This is a genomic window from Veillonella parvula (genome assembly GCF_032577575.1).
In the GTDB taxonomy this organism is placed as follows: domain Bacteria; phylum Bacillota; class Negativicutes; order Veillonellales; family Veillonellaceae; genus Veillonella.
In genome coordinates this window covers 184,590-208,231 of the sequence record NZ_JAWFVO010000001.1, presented here as the reverse complement: position 1 = coordinate 208,231, position 23,642 = coordinate 184,590, and the positions used below count along the sequence as shown (strand labels likewise).

The 23,642-nt window shown below is 36.4% G+C and carries 24 protein-coding genes; 1 reads left to right on the top strand and 23 read right to left on the bottom strand.

Annotation, left to right across the window (positions count from 1 at the left end; genetic code table 11):
- Position 1: 1 nt before the first annotated feature.
- From E7K77_RS00950 to E7K77_RS00915, 8 genes are all read right to left on the bottom strand, one after another.
- Complete coding sequence (locus E7K77_RS00950; protein WP_012864273.1) at positions 2-697, bottom strand: LmeA family phospholipid-binding protein; 696 nt, start codon at positions 695-697, stop codon at positions 2-4.
- Positions 698-705: 8 nt separating this feature from the next.
- Positions 706-1,813, bottom strand: a protein-coding gene (prfB, locus tag E7K77_RS00945) for a peptide chain release factor 2 (RefSeq protein WP_012864272.1) whose coding sequence is annotated in 2 segments (ribosomal slippage) — positions 706-1,755 and positions 1,757-1,813 — 1,107 coding nt in all. Because the reading frame shifts where the segments join, the coding sequence is not laid out codon by codon here.
- Between the two features lie 120 nt (positions 1,814-1,933).
- Positions 1,934-4,369 (bottom strand): preprotein translocase subunit SecA, encoded by a 2,436-nt coding sequence (gene secA / locus E7K77_RS00940; RefSeq protein WP_012864271.1) that lies wholly within the window; start codon positions 4,367-4,369, stop codon positions 1,934-1,936.
- A 218-nt stretch (positions 4,370-4,587) separates the two neighbouring features.
- Positions 4,588-5,115, bottom strand: a complete 528-nt coding sequence (gene hpf / locus E7K77_RS00935) for a ribosome hibernation-promoting factor, HPF/YfiA family (protein ID WP_101928219.1) — start codon at positions 5,113-5,115, stop codon at positions 4,588-4,590.
- A 242-nt stretch (positions 5,116-5,357) separates the two neighbouring features.
- Complete coding sequence (locus tag E7K77_RS00930; protein WP_004693056.1) at positions 5,358-5,555, bottom strand: cold shock domain-containing protein; 198 nt, start codon at positions 5,553-5,555, stop codon at positions 5,358-5,360.
- A 506-nt stretch (positions 5,556-6,061) separates the two neighbouring features.
- Positions 6,062-6,787, bottom strand: coding sequence for an amino acid ABC transporter ATP-binding protein (locus E7K77_RS00925; protein ID WP_012864269.1), 726 nt, complete (start codon positions 6,785-6,787; stop codon positions 6,062-6,064).
- Complete coding sequence (locus E7K77_RS00920) at positions 6,784-7,440, bottom strand: amino acid ABC transporter permease (protein ID WP_004693053.1); 657 nt, start codon at positions 7,438-7,440, stop codon at positions 6,784-6,786. Before E7K77_RS00920 ends, E7K77_RS00925 begins: the two co-directional genes overlap by 4 nt.
- An 11-nt stretch (positions 7,441-7,451) precedes the next feature.
- Complete coding sequence (locus E7K77_RS00915; protein ID WP_024061785.1) at positions 7,452-8,258, bottom strand: basic amino acid ABC transporter substrate-binding protein; 807 nt, start codon at positions 8,256-8,258, stop codon at positions 7,452-7,454.
- 901 nt (positions 8,259-9,159) lie between these two features.
- Between E7K77_RS00915 and E7K77_RS00910 the strand changes: the two genes are divergently transcribed.
- Complete coding sequence (locus E7K77_RS00910) at positions 9,160-9,762, top strand: HD-GYP domain-containing protein (protein WP_004693025.1); 603 nt, start codon at positions 9,160-9,162, stop codon at positions 9,760-9,762.
- 154 nt (positions 9,763-9,916) lie between these two features.
- Here the strand turns inward: E7K77_RS00910 and E7K77_RS00905 are convergent, their stop codons facing one another.
- The 15 genes from E7K77_RS00905 to coaE form a co-directional block, all read right to left on the bottom strand.
- Positions 9,917-10,612 carry a ComF family protein gene (locus E7K77_RS00905; protein WP_325305879.1) on the bottom strand — a complete coding sequence of 232 codons (696 nt, stop codon included), beginning with the start codon at positions 10,610-10,612 and terminating at the stop codon, positions 9,917-9,919.
- Complete coding sequence (gene recD2, locus E7K77_RS00900) at positions 10,612-12,765, bottom strand: SF1B family DNA helicase RecD2 (RefSeq protein ID WP_325305877.1); 2,154 nt, start codon at positions 12,763-12,765, stop codon at positions 10,612-10,614. Before recD2 ends, E7K77_RS00905 begins: the two co-directional genes overlap by 1 nt.
- On the bottom strand, positions 12,765-13,529 hold the full coding sequence (locus E7K77_RS00895; RefSeq protein WP_012864264.1) for a shikimate kinase: 765 nt from the start codon (positions 13,527-13,529) through the stop codon (positions 12,765-12,767). The genes recD2 and E7K77_RS00895 overlap by 1 nt, the downstream gene beginning before the upstream one ends.
- Positions 13,530-13,542: 13 nt before the next feature.
- The gene (locus E7K77_RS00890; protein ID WP_021148068.1) at positions 13,543-14,475 is read right to left on the bottom strand and encodes a bifunctional riboflavin kinase/FAD synthetase; all 933 of its coding nucleotides are present in this window, start codon (positions 14,473-14,475) and stop codon (positions 13,543-13,545) included.
- A gap of 2 nt (positions 14,476-14,477) precedes the next feature.
- Positions 14,478-15,419, bottom strand: coding sequence for a tRNA pseudouridine synthase B (locus E7K77_RS00885; RefSeq protein ID WP_325305876.1), 942 nt, complete (start codon positions 15,417-15,419; stop codon positions 14,478-14,480).
- 2 nt (positions 15,420-15,421) lie between these two features.
- Complete coding sequence (locus tag E7K77_RS00880) at positions 15,422-16,363, bottom strand: DHH family phosphoesterase (protein WP_012864261.1); 942 nt, start codon at positions 16,361-16,363, stop codon at positions 15,422-15,424.
- A 17-nt stretch (positions 16,364-16,380) separates the two neighbouring features.
- A complete protein-coding gene (rbfA, locus tag E7K77_RS00875; RefSeq protein WP_012864260.1) occupies positions 16,381-16,737 on the bottom strand; it encodes a 30S ribosome-binding factor RbfA in 357 nt (118 codons plus the stop codon).
- A 9-nt stretch (positions 16,738-16,746) separates the two neighbouring features.
- Positions 16,747-19,215: a translation initiation factor IF-2 gene (gene infB / locus E7K77_RS00870; RefSeq protein WP_325305872.1), complete on the bottom strand. Its 2,469-nt coding sequence runs from the start codon at positions 19,213-19,215 to the stop codon at positions 16,747-16,749.
- A gap of 15 nt (positions 19,216-19,230) precedes the next feature.
- Complete coding sequence (locus tag E7K77_RS00865) at positions 19,231-19,536, bottom strand: L7Ae/L30e/S12e/Gadd45 family ribosomal protein (RefSeq protein ID WP_287541496.1); 306 nt, start codon at positions 19,534-19,536, stop codon at positions 19,231-19,233.
- 12 nt (positions 19,537-19,548) lie between these two features.
- Positions 19,549-19,818 carry an RNase P modulator RnpM gene (rnpM, locus tag E7K77_RS00860; protein WP_287541495.1) on the bottom strand — a complete coding sequence of 90 codons (270 nt, stop codon included), beginning with the start codon at positions 19,816-19,818 and terminating at the stop codon, positions 19,549-19,551.
- A 2-nt stretch (positions 19,819-19,820) separates the two neighbouring features.
- Positions 19,821-20,897 (bottom strand): transcription termination factor NusA, encoded by a 1,077-nt coding sequence (gene nusA / locus E7K77_RS00855; RefSeq protein WP_118091522.1) that lies wholly within the window; start codon positions 20,895-20,897, stop codon positions 19,821-19,823.
- A 17-nt stretch (positions 20,898-20,914) separates the two neighbouring features.
- A complete protein-coding gene (rimP, locus tag E7K77_RS00850; RefSeq protein WP_012864255.1) occupies positions 20,915-21,373 on the bottom strand; it encodes a ribosome maturation factor RimP in 459 nt (152 codons plus the stop codon).
- Between the two features lie 264 nt (positions 21,374-21,637).
- Positions 21,638-22,333: a hypothetical protein gene (locus E7K77_RS00845; protein ID WP_325305868.1), complete on the bottom strand. Its 696-nt coding sequence runs from the start codon at positions 22,331-22,333 to the stop codon at positions 21,638-21,640.
- Entirely contained in the window at positions 22,317-22,871 is a 555-nt protein-coding gene (locus E7K77_RS00840) for a lytic transglycosylase domain-containing protein (protein WP_004693001.1), read from the bottom strand. The genes E7K77_RS00845 and E7K77_RS00840 overlap by 17 nt, the downstream gene beginning before the upstream one ends.
- Positions 22,872-23,032: 161 nt before the next feature.
- Positions 23,033-23,635, bottom strand: a complete 603-nt coding sequence (coaE, locus tag E7K77_RS00835; protein WP_325305867.1) for a dephospho-CoA kinase — start codon at positions 23,633-23,635, stop codon at positions 23,033-23,035.
- Positions 23,636-23,642: the final 7 nt, after the last annotated feature.

Below are 23,642 nucleotides of genomic sequence, written 5' to 3'. Positions count from 1 at the left end.
TCTAGTTGAGTACAGGTTTAACTTTAATGAGAATTTCACCATTATCAACAGTCAAACTTTCCGCTTTTACAGGAATTGGAAAATTGTTGAAGTCATAAATTTGAGTACTTTCTAACACATTAGATGTCATACCAGGAATTGTAGCACCATTTATGGTGAACTTTTTAGGTGAAAACAATAATGTATTGCCCTTTAATTCTAAATTCCCATCTAATTTAACATCTCCTTTAAACACCATGCCTACATTCATTTTACCGGTTAGGCTGATATTATCTTTACTAATGTCAACTTGTACGTCTTGAATATCACTACCTGCTTCATTACTTAAGAAAGTCGCTAAATCAGCTTTATTAATAGTCCCATCAATACTAGCAGTCCCAACACTAACGATATCAATTTGTTGACTAGCTAATAAAGAAATTGGATTAACAAGAATTTGTTTAGCATCATATCGGAAGCTAGCAAAATTCAATTTACCCAGTTTAATATTCTCCAAAGTGCCATAAACACGATCCACCTCACCATATAAAATTTTGAAAGCAGGTTGAGCCTCAACATTTACTGTTTGAGCCGTTGGTTTCAATGTTTCATTTAATTGACTTTCAATACGAGAGCCAATAAAAGATGGTAATAAAAATTGGGATGCCACTACAAGAGCAATAATTAGCACTAATAGGAATAGTAAAAACTTTTTCATAGTATCTCCTAAATTGTTAAGTTAGCCTCTTTTTTTAAGAAACCTTCGATAAATGGGTCTAAGTTGCCATCCATAACAGCTTGAACATTACCAGTTTCTACACTAGTACGATGATCCTTAACAAGATTATATGGATGGAATACATAGGAACGAATTTGACTTCCCCACTCAATTGCTTGGTAGGTACCTCCAATCTGTTCTTTAAGTTCAGCTTGCTTTTCGAGCTCTAACTCAAATAGTTTCGCCCGTAACAAACGTAAAGCTTGTTCTCTATTCTGCATTTGAGAACGTTGTGTTTGGCATTGTACTACAATACCTGTCGGCTTATGTGTCATGCGAACAGCAGAATCGGTTTTATTAATATGCTGACCACCAGCGCCACTAGCACGATATGTATCAACTTGAACGTCTTTCATATCGATATTAATTTCCACAGTATCATCGATTTCAGGCATTACATCGACAGCAGCAAATGATGTGTGACGTCGAGCCGCAGCATCAAATGGTGAAATACGAACGAGACGATGTACACCTTTCTCAGACTTCAAGTAACCAAAGGCATTTTCACCTTTAACAAGGAATGTAGCAGATTTTATTCCTGCTTCATCACCAGGTTGTTCATCCATTAACTCGATGGAAAAGCCAGATTTTTCAGCCCAGCGCAAGTACATGCGAATTAACATAGAACACCAATCTTGTGCCTCAGTCCCACCAGCACCGGCATGAAATGTTAAAATAGCATTATTTGCATCATATTCACCACTTAACAATAAAAGTACTTCTTGCTTTTCCAAGGTTTCTTCTATTTGCTTAACATATTCCTTGATTTCACTCTCCATGGAGAGATCATCTTCATCTATAGCCATTTCAAGCATCACATTAGCATCTTCAATATCACTAACAAGTTGCTTATAGCTTTCTACAGCATTTTTTAATTGTGTGGCCTCTTGAGAAATCTCACGAGCTTTATCTGGATTATCCCAAAATGTAGGATCACTCATCTGTACATCAAGTGTAAATATTCGGTCTTCCTTTTGAGCGATGTTAAAGTGAATCCCTCATCCCATAAATACGTTCTTCTAAATTAGAAATAATCGGTTTTAGATCTTCTAACAATTTATGTTCACCACCTTTAGTTAATTAGTCTATTACATCAATAAACTATTACCTTAACAAAATAGAAAAATGGCCGTTGCCCAGTGGAAATCCCTTTGAGCAACGTGCCATTCACAAATCTTAATCTATGTTTTGTGGCTCCAACACATCTTCATGATGGGATTGTGCACCTTCTAAGTGATCAACTGGTTCTTCGATTTCTTGAATCAATTGTGCACGAATTTTGTATAATGCCATGATTGTCTCATCTTGAATAGCTGCAATCATGTTTTGGAACATATCAAAAGCTTCAAACTTATATTCTACCAACGGATTCTTTTGACCATATGCACGAAGGCCAATACCTTCTCGTAACATATCCATATTATCCAAATGTTCCATCCATTTATTATCAACAACGCGCAACATAATCGCCTTTTCAAGTTGACTAAACATAGCCTCTCCAAGCATATCAACGCGATCTTGATACTCTTCATGAGCAATTTCTAATAAGCGTTCTAATAAGTCTTGACGACTATATTCTTCCATATCTTGAGAAGACATAATCTCTTCTGTTAAGAAATATTGACTTAAATGTTTATAGAGACCTTCATAATCCCATTCTTCTGGATAGAGCTTTTCATCAGCATAAGCATCTACAGATTCGGTAACAAGCTTGTCAATCATTTCATTAATTGTTTCACGCAAGGATTCGTTACGTAAAATACGGCGTCGTTGTTCGTATAATACTTCACGTTGTTGATTCATAACATCATCATACTCAAGTACATATTTACGAATATTATAGTTATGATCCTCTACTTTCTTTTGAGCACGTTCAATAGATTTAGTAATCAAAGAATGCTCGATAGGTTCATCCTCTTCCATACCAAGTTTATCCATGATACCTGTAATATTGTCAGCACCAAAGATACGCATTAAGTCATCTTCTAATGATAAGAAGAATTGAGAAGAACCAGGATCCCCTTGACGACCAGCACGTCCGCGTAATTGATTATCAATACGTCGGCTTTCATGGCGTTCTGTCCCCAAAATGGCTAACCCACCTAGTTCTGGCACACCTTCTCCAAGAGTAATATCAGTACCACGGCCAGCCATATTAGTAGCGATTGTTACCATTCCCATTTGGCCAGCAGCTGCAACGATTTCTGCTTCTTGTTCATGATGTTTAGCATTCAATACTTTATGAGGTACACCTGCACGCAACAACATATCTGAAAGTTCTTCAGACTGTGTAATAGATGTAGTACCAATCAAAATAGGTTGCCCTATTTGATGCCGTTCTACTGCATTACGTACTACGGCACGATATTTAGCAGCTTTAGTTTTAAAAATCTGATCTGGCAAATCCATCCGGATTAAAGGCTTATTCGGTGGAATTGGTATAACCTCTAATCCATAAATATCGATAAATTCTTTTTCTTCTGTTTTAGCAGTACCTGTCATACCTGCTAATTTATCATACATACGGAAATAGTTCTGGAATGTGACAGATGCTAAAGTTTGGCTTTCGCGTTCAACTTTCAAACCTTCTTTAGCCTCAATAGCCTGATGCAAACCATCAGAATAACGGCGTCCAAACATCAAACGCCCCGTAAACTCATCGACGATAACAACTTCACCATCTTTAACCACATAATCAGTATCACGATGCATCATAGCATAAGCACGCAAAGAAGCACCAAGCAAATGATTCAACTCGATATTTTCTGCATCATATAGGTTTTCAACGCCAAGCATTTTTTCAACCTTTGCGATACCAGAATCTGTAGGGGCAATAGTTTTTTGTTTTTCATCGATAACATAGTCTTCATCTTTTATAAGGTGAGGAACAATTTTAGCCAATTTATAATAATTATCAGTGGAACGTTGACCAGGGCCTGAGATAATTAATGGTGTTCTTGCTTCATCAATAAGAATGGAGTCTACTTCATCCACAATGGCATAATTCAATGGTCGTTGTACCATTTGAACAACATCGGTTACCATGTTATCCCGTAAATAGTCAAAACCAAACTCATTATTTGTACCATATGTAATATCACACGCATAGGCTTCTTTACGTTGATTAAAGTCAAGATTAGCCACAATAAGGCCCGTGGAAAGTCCTAAGAAATTATATAAACGTCCCATTTGCTCGCTATCACGAGTAGCCAAATAATCATTTACTGTTACAACGTGTACACCCTTACCGGTCAATGCATTCAAATATACAGGCAATGTAGCTACTAATGTTTTACCTTCACCAGTACGCATCTCAGCGATATTACCATTATGTAGGCAAATGCCCCCCATTAACTGTACATCGAAATGACGCATACCTAAAACACGTTTAGATGCTTCACGAACTACAGCAAATGCTTCTGGCAATAAGTCGTCTAACGTTTCCCCTTTTTGCAAACGACGTTTAAACTCATCAGTTTTTGCCACTAAGTTAGCATCACTTAATTTAATATAATTAGGTTCAATTTCATTAATATGATCTGCAATAGCACGCATTTTTTTAATTTCTTTTGCGTTATTATTGCCTAATAGCCTTTGTAAAAAGCTTAACAAACAAATCACTCCTCTACGGGACATCTTACATTATTTTATCTAACTTATTATAACGAAAAAGCCTTGAATAGTCAAAGAATTCAAGGCATTTCAAGATTATTTATAGTATTATTTTTGCAAAAAAGGTGGATGACTATTTTAAGTCATCCACCTTAATATAATAATCGGCTGATTTAAAGTAGAAAGGAGTTAGGATTAAGTTCAGCCGACATTATATATTATTGAAGTTCTGGCTCGATCAAACCATAGAAACCATCATGTCTACGATAAACAACGTTCATCGCTTCAGTTTCAGCATTAAAGAACATAAAGAAATCGTGACCAATAAGATTCATTTGTAAAATCGCTTCCTCAACATCCATAGGGCGCACAACAAAGTGTTTGCGTTTTACAACTTCAATAGTTTCTTCTTCCACAGGAGCTGCCAAAGCTTCAGGATGGAAAGCTTCTTGTTTTTTGAAACGTTTAGCTAAACGAGTTTTATATTTATGGATTTGACGAACAATTTTATCTACTACTAAATCAATAGCTGCGTACATATCATCGTTAGTTTCCACACCACGAAGAACGATTTTATCAACAAAACATGTAAGTTCAATTGTAGATTTATCTTTTACAACGGATAAAACCGCTTGTGCATTTAACTCATCATCGAAGTAACGAGTCAATTTACTCAATCTTTTTTCGATATATGCTCTTAAGGCATCTGTCACTTCAATGTTTTTTCCTCTAATTGCTACTTTCATAAGTCAACACCCTTTCTAAAAATCATCCACGAGATGCGAGTGTGTGGTATTATATAACCTTATCCCTCGTGTTATATTTAGTATTTCTACATCCAACTATAAAACTCCTTCTTTTTTATGTAAAAATTTTATATTTTTTGTAGAATTATGAATTAAATTTATATAGAAAATCAAAAAACCCCGATAGTATATACTATCGGGGTTCAATTATATGTTGTTTTTATAATTTTTTTGGTATGTAATTACGCTTTAACAACGTTAGCGGCTTGAGGTCCACGGTTTCCATCAACAATCTCAAATTCTACATTTTGACCTTCAGTCAAAGATTTGAAGCCTTCGTCTTGGATTGCAGAATAGTGTACAAATACATCGCTACCGTCTTCACGTTCAATAAAACCATAACCTTTTTCTGCGCTGAACCATTTTACTTTACCTAACATGGTAACATCCTCCTAAAAATATATATATTGTCTTACTGTCTTGCTCTATATTTGTATCATAACACAGCATGTATAAAATATCAAACAACAATATTTACATTTTTAATGAATATACAAACACTAGAAATAAGAATATCATTTGCTGTAAATCTCAAAAATCCCTATATCTATACATGTCATAAATAATTATATAAGCTCTATAAATTAATTGTATATTTTTATAATCATAAAAATATGTGAATTAAAAATTATTATTTTTAAAAATGACTGTATAAATTATTGTTATATCACAAATATTTATAGCAATAATCGTGTTTTTCAGATTAATCTACCCTGTAAATCTTTATACAAACTCTTTATAATTAATAAATTCACTCTAAAGGTTATCAAATATATTAATAGATATTAAGCTATACATATATAATATAAATAGATAGGTTAAATTTAATGTAAAAAAACAGGAAGCAATTTCTAATTCTAGAATTTGCTTCCTATAATTATATTATTTAATCTAACAAAATTTTATCTAAGAATGATTTTGTTCTTTCATTGGTAGGTGCATCAAATACGCGTTCAGGTGTATTATCTTCTAAAATCAAGCCACCATCAACAAATAACACTCTATCCGCTACCTTTTTCGCAAAGCCCATTTCATGAGTAACGATGACCATCGTCATACCTTCCTCAGCTAAAGACTTCATAACATCTAGCACTTCACTAACCATTTCAGGATCAAGAGCTGAAGTAGGTTCATCAAAAAGCATTACTTTTGGTTTCATAGCTAAAGCGCGAGCAATAGCAACACGCTGCTTTTGACCGCCTGACAAAGAATCAGGGTATGCGTTGGCTTTATCCGCCAAACCTACTCGATCAAGTAAAGCTTGACCTATCTTCTTAGCCTCTTCCATAGATGTTTTACGAACCTTAGTTTGTGCTAAGGTAAGGTTTTCCATAACCGTCATATGTGGGAACAAATTAAAGTTTTGGAAAACCATTCCTACTTCAGCACGAACGTCATTTAACTTTTTCTTATCAGAAAGATCCATGCCATCTACGATAACCTTACCAGATGTAGGTTCCTCCAAGTAGTTCATAGTGCGCAGTACCGTACTTTTACCAGAACCAGAAGGACCGATGATTACAACAACTTGACCTTGTTCAATATGTAAATTAATACCTTTTAGTACTTCATTTTTACCAAAAGATTTATGTACATTTTCTAATTTAATCATTTAATGCTATATTTCCTTTCAAGATATCCAACTAATTGTGAGATAGTCACTGTCATAATAAGGTAAATCACAGCAACCGTACCCCAGATTTCAAAGGATGCATAGGTTTTAGCAATGATTAATTGACCACGACGTGTCAACTCCTCGAAACCGATAACAGAAACTAAAGAGGAATCTTTCAACATGGCAATAAATTCGTTCCCTAACGGAGGAATAATTGCTTTAAAAGCTTGAGGCATAATGATGTAACGCATGGTTTGTCCCCAAGTTAAACCAAGAGAACGACCGGCCTCCATCTGACCTTTATCAATAGATTGAATACCAGCACGGAAAATTTCAGATACATAAGCACCAGAGTTAATACTACATGCGGTAACAGCCGCAATATATGGATCAATCCGTTGACCTGTAATCATAGGCAAGGCAAAATAAATTAGGAAAATTTGCACCAGTAATGGTGTACCACGAATGATATCTACATAACATTTTGCAAGCAATCTAACTAATCTAAATTTAGATAAATTTGCTAAAGATACTAAAAGACCGATAAAAAAGCCACAACCTACAGACATGGCTGTAATTTCTACAGTCACTAGAGCACCTTGTAGCAAGAGCGGTAAATTATCCGCAATTAACCCCCAATTAAAACTCATAATCTCTCCTATTATTTAAATTCTAAAACTACTGGCATATCAGCAGGTGCATCTACATTAAACCATTTTTTATATAATGTATTAAATTCACCATCAGCCTTCATATCAGCAATTGCTTTATTGATTTCTTCTTGCAATGCTTTGTTATCCTTATTAATTGCTAAGCCCAAGTATTCTTTAGTATTTGGATATGCCATAAATTTAATATGTTGGTCAGGATGCTTAGTACTGTAATATTGAGCTACAGGTAAATCGATTACAGTTGCATCTACTCCACCATTTTGTAATTCTAACAAAGCTTCATTACTATGGTCAAATTCTTTTACAGTAGTACCTTCAATTTTATGAGCTAAATCTGCACCAGTAGTACCTAATTGGGCTGCAATTTTTTTACCCTTTAAGTCATCAAGAGAATTCACAGCCGTTCCATCTTTATATACTACTGCTAAGGCATTTTCATAATAAGGAGAAGAAAATAATACTTTTTCACTTCTCGCTTTTGTAATAGTCATACCAGATGCAGCAACATCAATATCATGTGTGTTCAAAGCTGGAATCAAAGCATCAAAAGCTACATTTTTTAGCTCTACATCTTTATTAATACGTTTACCAATCGCACGAATCAATTCAATATCAAAACCTGTATAATCTTGAGTTTTTTCATCTTTAAACTCAAATGGAACAAATGTAGCATTAGTGCCAACGACAAGTTTATTAGATGTAGGTTGATTAGAGGAACCACATCCACCAACTAAAGAAGCAGCCATCACTAACATACAACCGCCAAGAATTATTTTTTTTACTTTGCTATTTAACATATTATCAACCTCATTATTTAACTTACTACTACTTTATAATAGTATATAGATTAAGTATAATTATGTCAATAATTTTGTATATAATTTTAGATACAATCGCAAAATCGCTATATTTATATTTTAAGTTTATACATTATTTGTATAAATATTACAGTTATGTATAAAAACTTTCCCATAGTTAGTGGTTTTCTATAGATTTTATAATATACAACTGTATAAAAAAAGCACATGAGAAAAGCCTCATGTGCCCCTATACGGCTGACCTGGTCTTTGCCCCCACACTCGCCTGCTGGAAGGTTCGCTCATAAGTCCAAGACTCCCCACTACTACCTCTCTCGATTTTATCGGCAGGACTTACACCTAAGCCGCACCATGCTCACAACCCTTTGGGCTGCTTATGTGGATCGTTTTGCCTGCGACTAGCCTCGACTTTCAACCACAGACCCGTATAGACGTATTATAAAGAATAACAGTATTCATGTCTAGTTTTACTATTATTTTAAAAAATTTTGATTATATAGTTAAGTAGCCAAACATATTTTTTTACCAAACATACTATCGCATAATTCTTAGAACAATGAGAATAAATTTTGCAACCCCTATTTGTTGATGTATAGAAAATTGGAATAGAAAACCTAAAATATTCTTCATAATATTTTAATATTTCTAAAATCACATTTTTTAAGTACCATATCTAGTGGATTCTTAAATTGTCAATTAGTTTTTGTATGCCAAATATGAATACAACATATTTGTAAGAACATACGTATCATACACAAAAAATTATTTATGGTGTATAATTTGTATACTGTTAAATTAGAACGGCCTAAAGTTGTACGATATGAACATAAGTACGAGGGGTTGTACCATATGTTCAGTTTGTTAGTTAGAGGGGTTTATTATGTTTATGTTATCATTGATGCAACCATCAGGTTTGTATGAACTGGAGAAAGACAGTTTAGAAGCCATAAGCGCACAACTTTTACAGATGATACAAATGAAAAGCTATCATCTCTATACACATTCTATTCAGGTTTCAAACTATGCTGTTAGCATCGCAGCTAAAATGGGTTTACCATTAAATGAAATTGAACAGATTCGTCACGCAGCTTTACTTCATGACGTGGGTCTATTAATGGTTCCTAATGCATTAATCCAAAAATCTCCATATCTTAATAAGCAAGAAATGTCTAAGTATAAACAACATGCTGCAAGTGGTGCCAATATGATTGAAAACTATCCTTGCTGCCAACAAATTTTACCTTATATTCGTTATCATCATGAAAAATGGGATGGTTCTGGTTATCCCAAACATTTACGTGGTGCCAATATTCCGTTAGGAGCTCGAATTATTGCTGTAGCAGATTACTATGATACAACAGTTAATCCTTCTACTGAATTTTGGGCTAAAACAAAAGCTAAAGCAAAAGAAGAACTTTTTAGTGCGTCCGGTTCTCTCTTTGATCCAGATGTTGTTAAAGCATTTATTGATGTACTTGGCTAATATATTAATTAAGCGTTCACCTTCAGGTGAACGCTTTTTTATATACTAAGTTAACTATTTCTTTTAGAAACATTATCGCCATAATTTGATATGAATACATTTTATAATGCTACTATAAAATCAAATATTATATTCCTACATTTAATAGTAAAGATTAGAAACTACCACTAGCTAGCGTAAGGGCATCAACGCGTAAAGCGTTATGCTTTTGCAAGACTTTTGCTACGGCTTCAATTGTAGCACCTGTAGTATATATATCATCTACGATTAAAATATTCTTATTTGTCAAATCAATATCCTTGTAATCGGCGCGTATAACAAAAGCATCATCAATATTTTGATGTCTTTCTTTATTTGTTAATCCCCACATATCTCGAGAAGTATCAAACTTGTATATACAATCTAACCATTTAAAGTTTTTTCTATCTATCTCCCATAAAGAATGAGCCCATTCAAGAAAGAATAAATCTACTTGATTATATCCTCTCTTAGCTTTTTTCTTTTCGCTAGATGGTACGGGAACAATATAATCATACATAATTTTACAATTACTGTTCACAATGTTAGACTCATTATATTTCATGTAAAAGTTGTACGATACTAAAAAAGGAGCGGCCCCTTTGGACTGCTCCTTTTTTTCATTAAATTTTACATCGTAAATCATAGACTTTAGACCACCACGATATTCGGCCAACACACATACATCATCTACATAGTGTAAAAATTTATGTGGTATATGACGAATATGTAATAAATCTGTAAAACAAGCTTTACACCAATCCCCTTGTATTGCCACAGGTGCACCACAGTGAGGGCATACAGGTGGAAATAGGAAATCCCAAAGACTCATTACGAATCACATCTCCCTTGTAGTCGTTCTTTAAACAATGTGTAACGTTCATCGGCATTAACAGTACGCACAGCACGTTCAACTGCGCTCGTAGTACCAACGATGATTACTTTACGCTTTGCCCGTGTAACAGCAGTATACAACAAATTACGTTGTAACATGCCACCATAACGTGGAACAAATGGAATAATAACTACACCGTACTCACTACCTTGACTCTTATGAACTGTAATAGCATAAGCAGGCATAATCATATGTGCTTCATCGATAGGTAGACGAACCTCTTTATGGATAAATCGAATACAAATATCGGTCCGCGTAATAGCATAGATAACGCCAATTTCGCCATTAAACACTTCTAACTCATAATCATTGAGAATTTGAATAACCTTATCCCCAACGCGATACGTAATGCCATTGACACGAACTTCTCCCTTATAGCTGTCTGGAGGGTTTACAGCTTGTTGTACATATTGTGATATCAATGTACTACCTGCTTCACCACGGCGCATAGGAGAAATAATTTGAATATCTAATTCATCCTCTATCGTCTCTTGTTCACGTTTATATACATCAATGATGGCTTTCATCATCATATCATAAGATTTAACAGGAATAAAAGAAAACTCTTCGCTCACACCTTTCAGGTTAGGCATTTCACCACGGTTAATTGAGTAAGCACTTTCAACGATAGTATTACCAGAGCTTTGACGATAAATCTGATTAAGTCGTGTATAGGGCACACAATCACTATCTAATAAATCTTTTAATACGAACCCAGCACCTATAGGTGGTAATTGATCTACGTCACCCACAATAATGACATGGGCTTCCTTTGGAATAGCAGCCATCAAAGAATAGAATAAACGCACATTAAGCATAGATGCTTCATCGATGATAATGACATCTATATCTAGAGGATCATCTTCATTCTTTGTAAAGTCATAGGAGTCACTACCTTGAACAGGTACCAATAGACGATGAATTGTAGTAGCTTCAAACTCAGTGGCCTCGGTCAGACGCTTTGCAGCACGTCCCGTAGGAGCACAAAGTATAATGCGCCCCAATCCACCGAGTTGGAAACCTTTTACTAGCGCCTTGATGATAGTTGTTTTACCTGTACCAGGACCACCAGTTATAAGAGAAAACTTTTCAAAAAATGAGAGCTGTATAGCTTCTTTTTGAGCATCACCAAAGGTAATATAGTTGTCTCGTTCAAACTTTTCAATAAAACTAGAAATATCTAATGCTATTGAATCAGCTTGTAATAGAAACTCACGAGTATAGTGGACCCCTTCCACTTCAGAAACATACATCTCTGGCGGATAGATATATAAGATGTCTTCATAATACGTACTATACAGTGCACCTTGTTCCAGCAAACTTTCAATAAAGTTCGCAATATCATCTACATCAGTTTGTAATAAATCGTCAAGTCGACCGATAAGTTGGTCTACTGGTAAACATGTATGACCTTGATTATCTAAACTACGTAGAATCCATTCTAAACCAGCCTCTAAACGGCGTGTATCACTACCATTAATACCAAGATGCTCTGCTAGTGTATCGGCCGTACCAAAGAGCATATCCGGTGCTACACGTAATAATGTATAAGGATTATCCTCTATAACTGCAACTGACTGCACACCATAATAGGTATATACAATGCGACTCCATTTCGATGAAATGTGATGACTTTCAAAAAAATGATTTAAATCGGATAAAATACCTTCACCAAGTAAGGTATTAAATAATTCATCCTTAACACTCTTTCGGAGACCTGGAACATCCTTAATCTCTTCTGGACGTTCTTCCCGTAAAATTTCTAAAATACGAATACCGAAATACTCTAGTACCTTCTCTACGGATTTTTCACCAAAACCTTTTATTCCTAGATTCAACAAATAAGTCTTGGCAGCACCCATATTATCAGGTTTTAACTTTTCAACACTGCTCGCATCAAATTGGCGGCCGTACTTTTCATGTTCTACATAGCGGCCCCGTACTTCGATGTCTTCCCCTTCTTTAGGAGACTCAAATTTGCCAGTACAAGTAATGTATTCCTCATTATAATCTTTTAGGATAAACACGCAATATGTACGTTGTGTATTCTCATATATAGTTCGGTATACAAATCCTCGTATGGCGTCCATTATTTCTCCGTATTCGGCAAGGCTTCAATAATTTCTTGCACTGCATCGGTAATACTGCCTTCGTTACCAATTTTAATATGTGCTACTTTTTCATATAAAGGATATCGTTCTTCATATACATTAAAAATATATTCGATACTTTCTTTTACAAGCGGACGAATCTCTAGATCCAAATCATCTAAAATATGATTTACATCGCGGTTAACAAATACAACAAGACCATTATTGCGCATCAATTTAACAGTTTTATTATAGGTAACCGTACCGCCACCTGTAGCAATGACAGATGGTTTATTATGAATTAATTCTTTAATTGTAGCATATTCATATTCACTGAAAGCATCTTTACCATCGTAAATATAGATATTTTGAACAGATTTACCCACTTTGTCTTGAATCGTTTGGTCTAAGTCAAAAAAATCTCGCCCCAACTCTTTAGCTAGAACCTTACCAACAGTAGTCTTACCTGCGCCAGGCATACCAATGAGAAAAATATGCTTATGCATGTGTTCTTTTAAGAACTCATTACTCATAGAAACGACGGTTTTTATATAATTTTCAACATAAGGTGCTAAAACTTTATCTTTACAATTTTGAGTATGTAAAGCAATGATACTTTCGTCCCGTTCTTCATCAATAAGTGGTAAATGATGTTCATCCTTATATTTACCAATTTCTTTAATCAATGTGAGTCGCTTTTCAAACTCCGTAACTAATACAGAATCAATACTATCTATCTGTTTTCGAGCTTCTTTAATATCCATGAGAACCCCCTTTTTATGCATTAGCTAAAATAGCTAGAGCCTGTTCTTCATCTACCTTCATTTGATCGATAAGGTCTTGTAAGTTATTAAATTTAACTTCTCCTCTAATATAAGAAATGAACTGTACAATCACTTCTTTTCCATATATATCCTGGTCAAAGTTAAAAACGTGTACTTCACATCTATGGTACTGATTTCTAAAGGTTGGATTATCTCCAATATTGCCTACCCCATCATACCAAATACCACCAATACATACACGATTAGCATAGACTCCATCTGGAGGTGTAGCCATTTCATTAGGAAGTAATAGATTTAATGTTGGAAATCCTAATGTGCGTCCCCGTTGATCACCTTTAATCACAGTTCCTTTAAACTGGAATGGCCTACCTAGCCAATGATTTGCATCCTCCAAACGTCCCTCATGAATAGCCTTTCTAATTTCTGTACTAGAAATAGGTGTACTACGACCATCACATGGCAGTAAAGGCTGTACAAGAACTCGTATATTCTTATCCGCTACCACTTTTTTCATATATTCTGGATTGCCAAGCCCCTTTGCACCAAATGTAAAGTTTTCACCAATTACAATAGCTTCCACATTCATATCATTGCAGAGATCATGTAAGAATTCATCTGCAGTCATTTTTAATAATGCTTCAGTCATAGGTAATCGTAAAATATAGTCAACTTTGAGCTCTTCTAGCACAGTATCCATAATCTCTTCTTGAATCACCCGTTTAGGTACTCGTTCTGGATGTAATATAGTCAACGGATGATGTTCAAAGGTAATGATAATACTTACGCCATTGACTGATGTAGCCTCTTCAACAGCCTTACGTATAACTCGTTGATGACCTCGATGAATGCCATCAAAGGTGCCAAGGGCATATACTTTTGTATCTTTGATTTGGCGTAGTTCATCAAACGAATGTATTTGCTTCATACTTATCCTTCAATAAAAATATTTTTTTCCACCTTTAATGAGTGGTTTGTTCGTCTCATAATACCTATGAAACCAAGAGGTCCATAGGCTCTATAAAAATTATCTGGCTCGGTAAAAGAAAATTCCCTTTCAATAGGTAATTCCTTCCCTTGCACCATCATCCTTAATTGTACACTATTTACAGTCACTTTTGAAAGATGAGAAACCGCCGCATCCGTTGGTAACAAAAGGCTTTTACCATGTAGCATTATCTCTTCAGCCATCTTAGCGGAACCGATGTCAAAAGGCCCTACTTGAGTACGTGCCAAAGAAGTCATCGTACCAGGTATACCTAAAGCAATACAAATATCGCGTAATAATGAGCGAATATAAGTCCCCCCTGAGCATGTCACACGAATCGTGAAAAAAGGGAATCCATAAGCAATGAGCTCAATATTTTTAATATGAATTTGGCGTAATGGTAGCTCCACAGGAATACCTTTACGAGCATATTCATAAGCTCGAATACCATTTACTTTAATGGCAGAATACTTAGACGGTCTTTGGTCCTGAACGCCAGCAAATTTTTTCAAAATACTAACCAATTCTTCAAAGCCTGGTTTAACCATAGTTGCTGAGATTTCTGTAGATTGAATAGCTCGATTCAATACAATACCATCTCGCAATAGCATATCATTATCTGGCAATACAGGTTGTCCTGAGCTATCTTCAGTATCTGTAAAAGTACCCAATTTACATTCTGCTACATAGGTTTTATCAAAATCCTCGGTGTATTCTATAAGGCGCGTAGCCTTGCCAAGAAACACAGGCAATACACCATAAGCCATAGGATCTAATGTACCGCTATGACCAATGCGCTTTTCCTTTAGAATACGACGACAAATAGCAACGGCATCATGGCTCGTAATACCAGGAGGTTTTAAAAATGGTAAAATGCCATCCATTATTAAATCACCTCAATGAGAGCCTGTTTTGCTTCTTGTAACGGCAAATTAATAGTACACCCAGCAGCACGAATGTGACCACCTCCACCAAAATGGCTTGCTACAGCGTTCACATCAATACCTTTAGAACGTAAACTTACACGTGTTCTATTATCAGCTTCTGCTTTTAATAAAATTGCCACATCTACAGTATCAACATTTCTAATAATGTCTACAAAACCATCTGTATCATCGCCAAGAATATTCATGGCATCACGATTTAGCTCGATAGTGGCCACTGTATTATTTTTATGAAACTCGATAGTTTGCATAACTTGTTTTGTTAATTCTAAGCGACTGGCAGATACGGCTTCTATGGTTTCAGAAATAACATTTGGTCTAGCCCCTGCAGCTACACATTTAGCAGCCATCTCAAGGGTATTCGCCGTAGTATTACTAAACTTAAAGAAACCGCAGTCCGTAGCTATCGCCATATATAACGCGATACCCATAGACTCAGTGATAGGCCAATTCCATTTTGTACATAAGTCGGTAACAATTTCACCTGTAGCAGCAAAGTCAGGCTTTAAATATAGATAATCCGCAAATTCCGTATTAGAAATATGGTGGTCTATATTAAAAATAGGTGCACTCCAGAGTGCACCTACTTTGCCAATTCGCTCATACGTGCTAGCATCCAAAACCATTAGCATATCAATATCAACTTGATTAGTTTCAAAATAGGCGACATCATGGATGTGGTCCGTATACCGTAAGAATGAGTACTTCTCAGGAACTACATCATCTACTACCATATATACAGTTTTACCTTGCCCCACAAGGGCTTCGTAAAAGGCAACCATGGATCCGATAGCATCGCCATCAGGTCTAACATGGACGGTTAGCATAATAGAATTAGCTTCACACAGAGCCATATGTAATTGATTAATAGTAATCTTACTCATGTTCTGTATCCTCTGTTTTAATTTGTTTCTTCGTCCTTTTTAATTTCGTTCAAAAGGGATTCAATATGCATGCTATAGTCCAAGGACGTATCCTTATCAAAAGTAATGGAAGGAATATGTCGCAATTTAAGTACCTTTCCAAGCTCGGTACGAATATGTCCAGCCGCATGCTTTAATGCGATAAGGGTATCTTGTTTTTCCTTATCGGAACCAAACAAGGAAACATAAATCGTAGCTTCACGCAAATCACCTGTTACATGAACATCAGTAATTGTGGTAAAACCGATGCGAGGATCTTTCAATCCACGCATCAACATTTGACTTACCTCTTGTTTGATAAATTCTTGTAATTTTCTGACACGAACATCACTCATATAAACCTCCTATAATTGAGGTGCAATTTCTTCCATCAAGTAAGCTTCAATAACGTCGCCTTCCTTGATGTCGCGGTATCCTTCTAAGGAGATACCACATTCAAAGGATGTTTTAACTTCCTTAACTTCATCTTTAAATCGACGTAAAGAATCAACCTTACCTTCAAATACAACGATGCCGTCACGAATTAAACGAACTTCAGAGTCGTTAGTAATACGACCTTCTGTTACATAAGAGCCAGCTACAATAGCCTTTGGTGTGGAAATAACCTGACGCACTTCTGCACGACCTACGACAACCTCTTTAAATTGAGGCGCCAACATACCGCACATAGCAGATTCAACGTCATTGATAGCATCATAAATTACACGATATGTACGCAAGTCAACCTTTTCTTGTTCCGCTGCACGTCGAACATTAGCATCAGGGCGTACATTAAAGCCCATTACAATCGCATTAGATGCAGATGCCAACATGATATCCGATTCATTAATGGCACCTACTGCAGCATGAACAATAACAATACGAACCTCAGGGTTTTTGATGCCTTCTAAAGATTGACGCAATGCTTCTACAGAACCTTGAACATCGGCTTTGATTATAATATTAAGATCCTTCAACTCGCCTTGTTGAATTTGGTTGAAAATATCATCTAATGTAACTTTATGTGTAGCTTGCAATTCTTGAACCCGTTGCTTAGCAATACGTTTTTCAGCAATTGCACGTGCTTCGTTGTCATCCATACCATTTATAATTTCACCGGCTTGTGGAACTTCGGAGAAGCCCAAAATTTCTACCGGCATAGATGGACGAGCAACTTTTACTTTTTCACCGCGCTCATTTGTCATGGCACGTACTTTACCGTATGCAGTACCAGCAAGTACTGTATCACCTACACGAAGAGAACCTTTCTGTACCAAGACAGTACATACGGCACCACGACCTTTATCAAGTTGAGCCTCGATAACTACGCCATATGCCTTACGGTTAGGATTCGCTTTCAATTCCATAACTTCTGCTACGAGCAAGATATTTTCAAGTAAGTCATCAATACCTTGTTTTTGTTTAGCAGATACTGGAACCATAATTACATCGCCGCCCCATTCTTCTGGTAAAAGGCCATGTTCAGACAATTGTTGTTTAACATGGTCTGGGTTAGCACCTGGTTTATCCATTTTGTTGATGGCTACAATAATAGGTACATCTGCAGACTTCGCATGATTAATAGCCTCGATAGTTTGCGGCATTACACCGTCGTCGGCAGCGACTACAAGAACTGCAATATCCGTAGATTTCGCACCGCGTAGACGCATAGCAGTAAATGCTTCATGACCTGGTGTATCAAGGAATGTGATTTTATTATCCTTGTAGCGAACTTGGTACGCACCAATATGTTGAGTGATACCACCAGCTTCGCCAGCTGTTACATTAGTTTGACGAATTACGTCCAACAAGGATGTTTTACCATGGTCAACGTGACCCATGATAGTTACTACAGGAGGTCGTAGTTTTAATGTTTCTGGTGCATCTTCAATTTCAATAACATCTGTAGGGTCTTCTTCAGGTTCTACTTCAGTTACAGTTACACCGAACTCTTCAGCCACGATAGTAGCTGTATCTACATCAACCTCTTGGTTAATGCTAGCCATAACACCTAAAAGCATCAATTTTTTGATGATTTCAGATACTTCGCGACCCATTTTTTCAGCTAAGTCTTTAACAGTTAGAGGCCCGCTCAATTCAATTTCTGTAGCAATTGCTGCTTCAGCTTTACGTTCAGCTTCTGCTTTTTGTTGTAGGTACTGCTCGTTACGATGTTTTACGCGATTTTTCTTTTTTTGCATAGATGTAGATAACAAGGATTGGGGGCGGTTATTACCACCTTTTTTATTTTTCTTGTTACGGCGATCATTATTAGAATTGCGATTATCGTTATTGCGGTTGTCGCTATTACGATTATCGTTGTTTCGACTGTCATTGTTACGCACATCATTAGAACGACCGTTATTACGGTTATCATTATTGCGGGTATTATTAGGGCGATTGTTAGCACGGTCTCCACCATGTTGCTTACCATCGGATTTGCGTGTAGGCTCAGAGATTTGTACATGACGGACATTGCCTTTTTTATGGTCCTTTTGTTTAGATTGATCGTCTTGTTTTTGACCAGCTTGTTTGTGTTTATCTTTTTTCTGTTCGTTAGAACGATTTGAATGCTGTTGTTTATGTGATGCAGCTTCTTGTTTATGAGCTGCAGTTGGAGCAGATTTCAATTCTACCTTTTTTTCTTTTTTTTGTGCTACTTTAGGAGCTTCAGATTTTTTACCTAATTGTTTTTTTACAATTTCATAACCTGAATCATCTACAGAATTAACTGCTTTAGTAACATTAATATTATGTTGTTGCAAGATAGAAATGACCTGCTTACTTTCAACGCCGAACTCTTTGGCGATTTCATGAACGCGTTTTTTGGACATCTACATACCCCCTTATTATCGATCAATCTCTTTAAGTAATGCCTTTGCAAATCCATCATCTAGTACGGCGACTACTACCCTAACTTCCTTACCAATGGCCGTGCCTAAAGCCTCTTTATCGGCAATACTGTGAAGTGGAATGTGATGGGTTTCTGCTAATTGAGTATATTTCTTTTCATTATTGGTTGCACAATCACTAGCGAGAAGTACTAATTTCGGTTCCTTTCTCTTTATAGCTTTTTCTACGATAAAATCACCAGAAATAACTTTTCCTGCTCGTTGCGCTAAGCCTAAGAGATTTAAAATTTTATCTTCATTCATGTATATCAGTGATTACTCATTCTCTTGTAAATCACGTTGTAACGCTTCATATATCTCTTTAGATACGCTATGCTTTAAGGACCGTTCTAATCGTTTTGCCTTATAGGCCTGCTCAAAACATGACATGGATTCACATAAATAAGCTCCACGTCCTGGTGCTTTACCGCTGCGATCAATAGTGATATTGCCATCTGGACTCAATGCTAAGCGAATCAATTCTCGTTTTGCCTTAAGTTCACCACATCCTACGCAAGTACGCATAGGTTGGGATTTTGGTTTCATGACTATTCACCATCCTCAGCATTGCCGAAACCTGTGAAAGGCTCTTCAGCAGCTTGAGTTTCACTTTTAATATCGATTTTCCAGTTAGTCAACTTAGCCGCCAAACGAGCGTTTTGACCAGCTTTACCAATAGCTAAAGATAATTGGTAATCAGGCACTACTACATAAGAAGCTTTTTCTTCTTCGCTTACGTCTACAGATACAACCTTCGCAGGACTCAGGGAGTTAGCAATATAAATTGCTGGATCTTCATCCCATTTAACAATATCAATTTTTTCATCGTGTAATTCATCAACGATATGTTGTACACGTTGTCCTTTAGGACCTACGCAAGCACCTACAGGATCAATATTTTCATCACGACTATATACGGCGATTTTAGAACGCATCCCCGGCTCACGAGCTACAGACTTAAGCTCTACTACGCCTTCAAAGATTTCTGGAACCTCTAGCTCAAATAGACGTTTCAATAAACCTGGATGTGTGCGAGAAATCATAATTTGAGGACCTTTCGTAGTTTTCTTAACCTCTACGATATAGCATTTAATACGATCTCCTTCACGGTATGTTTCTGTAACAATTTGCTCAGTTGGAGGCAAAATCGCTTCCGTTTTACCAAGATTGATAAATACATTTTTACCTTCAACGCGAGTAATAACGCCAGTGATAATGTCTCCTTCACGGCTGTAATACTCTTCGTATACTACACTCCGCTCAGCCTCTTTTAAACGTTGAATGAGCATTTGTTTAGCAGTATGGGCAGCACTACGGCCAAAGTTGGCAGGAGTTACATCTACTTCTACTACATCACCAATCTCAAAACGTTTATCTTTTTTGCGAGCGTCCAACAAGCTGATTTCTGTTTCAGGTAATTCAACAGTTTCCACAACTTGTTTTTTAGCCATTACTTTATAAACGCCTGTTTCGCGGTCAATCACAACGTACGCATCTGGGTTAGATGTTGGTTCTTTGCGATATGCTTGCAACAATGCAGCCTCTAAGGATTCAAAAATAACCTCAGGAGCAAAACCTTTTTGCTTTGTAAGCACCATTACCGCTTGAATTAATTCTTGACTCACTCGTATGCCTCCATATATTAAAAATCAAGATGTAATCGAATTTGTGCAATGGTAGAACGTTCAAATGTCATGCTTTCACCATTGATAGTAAATTCGATAGTTGTGTCTGTAAAACCTTGTAATGCACCAGTAAATTGTTTACTGCCATTAATAGCCTTAAACAACTGAATATCTACATCACGGCCATTATAGCGAACTAAGTCCTTGTCTTTCTTAAGAACTCGATCAAGACCGGGAGAAGATACCTCCAATAAATAGTTTTCCGTAATTGGATCCTTTTCGTCGAGGACAGCACTTAATTTTTCGCTCACCAACTGACAGTCATCCAAATCTACACCACCTGGTTTATCGAGGTAGACACGTAAATACCAATCCCGTTCACGTACATAGTCTACATCGACGAGTTCCATATCGGTGCCGGCTATAATACCTTCAACCACAGAGGATACAAACTCCTCCACTGCTTCTCTTTTCATAGCCATCGCCTCCTTACTTACTACATCTTGTATATATCTCTTGATTCTAAAATACTCTAAAATTGAGCTAATCATAAATGAAAGAGTGGACATAAGCCCACTCTTTTAAAAGATTTATATAAAAGTCATATATAGTATATCACATTTACTGTGTATATACAAATTCTACGCTTTCTAATGGGCATTAAAGAAACCAATCCCACATAAGTCATTCTATAAAAACAAAAAATGACAAAAAATAGCATAGTTAAATCTATCCAAACTTTAATCAACGCGGTCATTCAAGCCTTTTAGAATAGCACCTAAATGCTCACGCAATAGCACTGCTAAATCATCTAGATGTTTTGCATCTAAATGATGGTCAATTTCTGGATAGCTTTTATAACGAAGTTCCGCAAAGTATTCATCACGCAATTCATTATAATACAATAGTAAGCCTGTACACTCATCCATCTTGCGGTATTCGCCGATGATAAAAGAACCATTAATCATGCGAATCGCATGAGCTGGATCAATATCACGTACAAAGCCTTCTAACTCATCAGGCATAACTTGTGAAAAGTCCCATTCAGGAATCCCTCGGCGACGATAAGTAAAAGTAAAATTATTAGCAGGTTCTATTAACATATTGGTTAACCCTTTTACACATCGCTCTTGTAGCCCACTCCAAAAAGACGCTAAATCGGCTCGCACAAAGGAAATGTCTACAAAGGAAAATAGTGGCATTTCTATATGTACTGTATAGTCCTCTACCTCTTTATCATATAAGGCAGACCAACGCCACCCCAATTCATTTTGATAGTGGAAAATAGGTACCTTTAATACGTCTTCACCAGCACTAATACGATTAGCTAATATTGTATAGTCACTTTCAGTAGATGTAACTAACGTAAAGCCGTCAACAGTTTGAGGTAACCAAGAATAGTCTAAGGCTTTACAAGCTTCAATAATTGTTTCCATATAACGCCTCATATCTTTCTTGATACTGTAAGACCGCCTTTACATAGCTACGGGTCTCAGGAAACGGAATCGTATCGACCATTCCATTCCAGTTATTTTCACGAAGCCACGATTCCACATGACCACGACCAGCATTGTAAGCAGCTAATGCTAACACCTGATCACCATTAAATTCCTTTAACAAGTGACCTAAATACCATGTACCTAACTCAATATTTATAGTAGGCTCTTTAAGTTGACGATCTGTATAGTTACCATGCCCCACTTGCTGTGCCACCCACCGTGCCGTATCTGGCATGAGTTGCATCAATCCAAGAGCCCCCGTTTCAGACTCCGCTGTGTTTTTATACTTGCTTTCTGCTAAGATAACACTAGCTACCAAAGATGGAGGTACCTGCTCTTTCTCAGCTGCAGCTATAACTTCCTCTTTATAGTTAAAGGGATACGCAATCTGACGCGCCAAATGGTCATCTAGATATGTAAAATAAAACCATCCTAGTACGACACAAGATAATGCCGTTGCCGTTGCACGTTTCATATATCCCCCTTTCTATATAGAAACTATAAATAATTACCAAGATATAAAATATAATAAAATACTAGGTTAATATTATGCGAAGTTTTATGGGCTTATTATACCATTTAATAGTAATTTTTATATACCAATTTTGACACATAAAATGACTATCATTGAGGTTCTTATAAAACTGATTCGATGCACTCATCCCAAATGATATCTAATTGTTCCTTTAAATCCAGAGGTGTACCATTATTGTCAATGATTACATCCGCGTAAGACCGTTTATCCTCAAGACACATTTGACTATTAATACGAGCCAATGCCTCCTCCTCAGTCAATCCATTGCGGATCATTAAGCGCTCAATTTGAGTCGACTCATTCACATATACGAGCCACACCTCGTCCATCATGGTATACCATTCTCCCTCGATGAGTAAAGGGATATCATATAGTAAAACTGGTGTATGTAGCTCCTCATAATGAGCTGTAAGTTCCATAATTCGATTTTGAATATGATCCTTTAAACAACCATTCAATTGTTGGCGCTTTTTTGCATTGTGAAAGACAATAGCTCCTAATGCTTCTCGGTTTAATGTCCCATCATCGCGCAATACATCGGTTCCAAATGCATCTACAACTGCTTCTAAACCCTTTGTACCAGGTTCAACAACTTCACGAGCCACAATATCAGCATCGATATATGGTATACCTTTATCCTTAAAATATGTAAGAACTGTACTTTTGCCCGATGCGATGCCACCAGTTAAGCCAATTTTAAACATATATACC

Excerpts from the sequence above, each read along its gene's own strand:
- E7K77_RS00915 (WP_024061785.1), bottom strand. The coding sequence starts at position 8,258 with ATGTTAAATAGCAAAGTAAAAAAAATAATTCTTGGCGGTTGTATGTTA.
- E7K77_RS00895 (WP_012864264.1), bottom strand. The coding sequence starts at position 13,529 with ATGGATATTAAAGAAGCTCGAAAACAGATAGATAGTATTGATTCTGTA.
- E7K77_RS00880 (WP_012864261.1), bottom strand. The coding sequence starts at position 16,363 with ATGAGTAAGATTACTATTAATCAATTACATATGGCTCTGTGTGAAGCT.
- E7K77_RS00840 (WP_004693001.1), bottom strand. The coding sequence starts at position 22,871 with ATGAAACGTGCAACGGCAACGGCATTATCTTGTGTCGTACTAGGATGG.
- rbfA (WP_012864260.1), bottom strand. The coding sequence starts at position 16,737 with ATGAGTGATGTTCGTGTCAGAAAATTACAAGAATTTATCAAACAAGAG.
- E7K77_RS00890 (WP_021148068.1), bottom strand. The coding sequence starts at position 14,475 with ATGAAGCAAATACATTCGTTTGATGAACTACGCCAAATCAAAGATACA.
- recD2 (WP_325305877.1), bottom strand. The coding sequence starts at position 12,765 with ATGGACGCCATACGAGGATTTGTATACCGAACTATATATGAGAATACA.
- E7K77_RS00950 (WP_012864273.1), bottom strand. The coding sequence starts at position 697 with ATGAAAAAGTTTTTACTATTCCTATTAGTGCTAATTATTGCTCTTGTA.
- E7K77_RS00920 (WP_004693053.1), bottom strand. The coding sequence starts at position 7,440 with ATGAGTTTTAATTGGGGGTTAATTGCGGATAATTTACCGCTCTTGCTA.
- E7K77_RS00910 (WP_004693025.1), top strand. The coding sequence starts at position 9,160 with ATGTTTATGTTATCATTGATGCAACCATCAGGTTTGTATGAACTGGAG.
- rimP (WP_012864255.1), bottom strand. The coding sequence starts at position 21,373 with ATGAAAAGAGAAGCAGTGGAGGAGTTTGTATCCTCTGTGGTTGAAGGT.
- E7K77_RS00925 (WP_012864269.1), bottom strand. The coding sequence starts at position 6,787 with ATGATTAAATTAGAAAATGTACATAAATCTTTTGGTAAAAATGAAGTA.
- coaE (WP_325305867.1), bottom strand. The coding sequence starts at position 23,635 with ATGTTTAAAATTGGCTTAACTGGTGGCATCGCATCGGGCAAAAGTACA.
- E7K77_RS00865 (WP_287541496.1), bottom strand. The coding sequence starts at position 19,536 with ATGAATGAAGATAAAATTTTAAATCTCTTAGGCTTAGCGCAACGAGCA.
- E7K77_RS00845 (WP_325305868.1), bottom strand. The coding sequence starts at position 22,333 with ATGGAAACAATTATTGAAGCTTGTAAAGCCTTAGACTATTCTTGGTTA.
- E7K77_RS00885 (WP_325305876.1), bottom strand. The coding sequence starts at position 15,419 with ATGGATGGCATTTTACCATTTTTAAAACCTCCTGGTATTACGAGCCAT.
- E7K77_RS00905 (WP_325305879.1), bottom strand. The coding sequence starts at position 10,612 with ATGAGTCTTTGGGATTTCCTATTTCCACCTGTATGCCCTCACTGTGGT.
- rnpM (WP_287541495.1), bottom strand. The coding sequence starts at position 19,818 with ATGAAACCAAAATCCCAACCTATGCGTACTTGCGTAGGATGTGGTGAA.
- E7K77_RS00930 (WP_004693056.1), bottom strand. The coding sequence starts at position 5,555 with ATGTTAGGTAAAGTAAAATGGTTCAGCGCAGAAAAAGGTTATGGTTTT.
- infB (WP_325305872.1), bottom strand. The coding sequence starts at position 19,215 with ATGTCCAAAAAACGCGTTCATGAAATCGCCAAAGAGTTCGGCGTTGAA.
- hpf (WP_101928219.1), bottom strand. The coding sequence starts at position 5,115 with ATGAAAGTAGCAATTAGAGGAAAAAACATTGAAGTGACAGATGCCTTA.